The organism is Bacteroides sp. UBA939 (assembly GCF_002293435.1).
In the GTDB taxonomy this organism is placed as follows: domain Bacteria; phylum Bacteroidota; class Bacteroidia; order Bacteroidales; family Bacteroidaceae; genus Bacteroides.
In genome coordinates, this window is the sequence record NZ_DBDF01000105.1 from 1 (window position 1) to 2,733 (window position 2,733).

General features: G+C 40.7%; 3 protein-coding genes. All 3 read left to right on the top strand.

Translation table 11 applies throughout. The annotated features are described in order from the left end of the window. Window positions 1-191: 191 nt before the first annotated feature. The 3 genes from B2Z67_RS07240 to B2Z67_RS07250 all read left to right on the top strand — a co-directional run bounded on the left by B2Z67_RS07240 (window position 192) and on the right by B2Z67_RS07250 (window position 2,644). Complete coding sequence (locus B2Z67_RS07240) at window positions 192-743, top strand: LemA family protein (protein WP_291529150.1); 552 nt, start codon at window positions 192-194, stop codon at window positions 741-743. A 12-nt stretch (window positions 744-755) separates the two neighbouring features. Further along, window positions 756-1,682 (top strand): DUF3137 domain-containing protein, encoded by a 927-nt coding sequence (locus B2Z67_RS07245; RefSeq protein WP_291529151.1) that lies wholly within the window; start codon window positions 756-758, stop codon window positions 1,680-1,682. A gap of 83 nt (window positions 1,683-1,765) precedes the next feature. After that, window positions 1,766-2,644 carry a YicC/YloC family endoribonuclease gene (locus B2Z67_RS07250; protein ID WP_291529152.1) on the top strand — a complete coding sequence of 293 codons (879 nt, stop codon included), beginning with the start codon at window positions 1,766-1,768 and terminating at the stop codon, window positions 2,642-2,644. Window positions 2,645-2,733 lie beyond the last annotated feature (89 nt).

Consider the following 2,733-nt stretch of genomic DNA (forward strand, 5'->3'; position numbering starts at 1 on the left):
CTTCGCTAAATTCTCATTTATGACGAGACACTTATGAATAATGCAGGCTAAGTACGGTTGCCCTACTTTTTTACAGCATTATTAGGAACGTTTTTAAATTATTCCTATCTTTGCTTCTGCATTTTAAGGAAATAAGTACAGAATTCGTTAACGTAAAATAACCGGCACAAGGAGGTCGTTGTATCTAAATTATGATTATAGCTATTATTATTGTAGTTTTTCTTTTGGTAGTGATTTCTATGTACAACTCGTTGGTGAGAAAGAAAAATCAAATAGAAAATGCCTTTTCCACTATTGATGTGATGTTGAAACAACGCTTTGACCTGATTCCTAATCTGGTTGCAACAGTTCAACAATATGCCAAACATGAAGCCGGTACTTTCTCGGCAATAACGGAAATGCGAAGTAAAACCTATACTGCCCTTAACGACAGCGAAAAGGCGGACTTTGACAAGACGTTTTCTAAGGCTCGCACCCATTTCTTTGCAGTAGCTGAGAACTATCCTGAATTAAAAGCATCCGAAAACTTTCTTCAATTGCAGCGTTCGCTGAATGAAACGGAAGAGCAACTGGCTGCTGCGCGCCGTACCTATAATGCTTCTGTTACCGACTATAATAATGCAGTCCAGACGTTCCCCACGAATCTGCTGGCAGGCATGTTTGGCTTTACAAGAAAAGATGTGTTGACAATTCCTGAGGCAGAACGTGCGACTCCAAATGTGAAGAATTTGTTTAATTCATAAAGTGACCGGGTAATGGACAATGTTGACTTTGATGCCCTGGTGCAGAAACTGACTCCTACGTTACAGGTTCTGGAGGACAAACGTAAGGAGCTTTTAAAGAAAGGGCGTTCTCAGGGCTTGCTTTGGTCTGCCATTTTTCTGGTAGTAGGGATTATTGCCTTACTGTTATTGAAGGCAGAATTATTATACGCTATAGTAGTAGTTGTTATTTCAGTAGTTATTTTTATTGGTTGCATAAGTAGTAAGTCGGAAATTCTCTCCTCTTTTTATAAGGAAAAAGTGGTAGACGAAATTATCCGTTCCTTTTGTCCCGGTGCAACGTTTTCTCCACATTCGGGAGTCGATGAAAGTGTTTTTAGAAATTGTGGGTTGTTCATCTCTCCCGACCGTTATCATGCAGAAGACTTGATTACAGGTTGTTTGGATAAAACCAGTTTTGTCTGTTCAGAAGTGCATGCTGAAGAGCGTAGAACTCGTTCCACCAAGAATGGAGTGCAGCATTACTGGGTAGATATTTTCAAAGGATTTCTTTTCATTGCCGATTTTCATAAAGAATTTCGGGGAAAAACCACCGTTGTGCGGGATAGTTTGTTCAAGTTTAATATGGGAGGCTCAAGAGTAAAGCTGGAAAACCCTGAATTTGAAAAGGTTTTTGATGTCTTTTCCACCGATCAGATTGAAGCCCGTTACCTGATTACTCCGGCTATGATGGACAGAATGTTGAAACTGGACAATACTTTTGATAAAGGAATTACCCTCAGTTTTAGAAATTCTACGATTCTGGTTGCTATTCCGGATTCCAAAAACCGGTTTGAAGTAAGCGTGTGGAGTCCTTTGAATAATTTGAATACCCTTAAATCGGATTTTGCAGTACTCCAATCTTTGTTGGCTATTGTTGATGAACTGAACCTGAACACACGCATTTGGAGTAAAGAGTAAGTGGTAAGCGCATCACTTATTTCATGAATAATTTTCACTAATGAAATTATTCATGTAATTTTGCGGAAAACTAAAAGAATCTTATGATACAATCCATGACGGGTTACGGTAAAGCGACTGCTGAACTGCCCGATAAGAAAATCAATGTAGAAATCAAATCGCTCAATAGTAAAGCGATGGATCTGTCAACCCGCATCGCTCCTCTCTACCGGGAAAAAGAAATAGAAATCCGCAACGAGATAGCCAAAGTACTGGAACGTGGGAAAGTGGATTTCAGCCTGTGGGTTGAAAAAAAGGATGCCTGCGAACTCGTGACCCCCATCAATCAGGATGTGGTTGTGGCTTATTATGAGCGTATCCGGACTATCTCCGAAGCTACCGGTATTCCTGTACCCGAGGACTGGTTCTCTACTTTGCTTCGCCTGCCGGACGTGATGACTAAGAATGATGCGCAGGAGTTGAGTGAAGAGGAATGGAGAGTTGTGTATGACACTGTACTCGAGGCTATCCGGCATCTGACGGATTTCCGTAAACAGGAAGGGGCTGCTCTGGAGAAGAAGTTCCGCGAGAAGATATCCAATATTGCTAATCTCCTGGCTGCGGTCAATCCTTACGAAAAAGAACGTATCGAGAAAATAAAAGACCGTATTACGGATGCTTTGGAAAAGACCATCAGTGTAGATTATGATAAGAATCGCCTGGAACAGGAACTTATCTACCACATTGAGAAACTGGATATTAATGAGGAAAAACAACGCCTCAGCAATCATCTGAAATACTTCATCAATACATTGGAGAACGGAAACGGACAAGGCAAGAAGTTAGGTTTCATAGCCCAGGAAATGGGGCGCGAAATCAACACGCTCGGCAGTAAGTCCAATCATGCCGAAATGCAGAAGATTGTGGTGCAGATGAAGGATGAACTGGAACAAATTAAGGAACAAGTACTGAATGTAATGTAATAGTTAGGCGCGGATTACGCGGACTACACAGGTTTCTTTATCCGTTTATATATCTTAGTTTATATATACTTAGAGCCTGTTTAAATTTT

Bases quoted from the DNA above. Each gene is read 5' to 3' on its own strand.
- B2Z67_RS07245 (WP_291529151.1), top strand. From the start codon at position 756: ATGGACAATGTTGACTTTGATGCCCTGGTGCAGAAACTGACTCCTACG.
- B2Z67_RS07250 (WP_291529152.1), top strand. From the start codon at position 1,766: ATGATACAATCCATGACGGGTTACGGTAAAGCGACTGCTGAACTGCCC.
- B2Z67_RS07240 (WP_291529150.1), top strand. From the start codon at position 192: ATGATTATAGCTATTATTATTGTAGTTTTTCTTTTGGTAGTGATTTCT.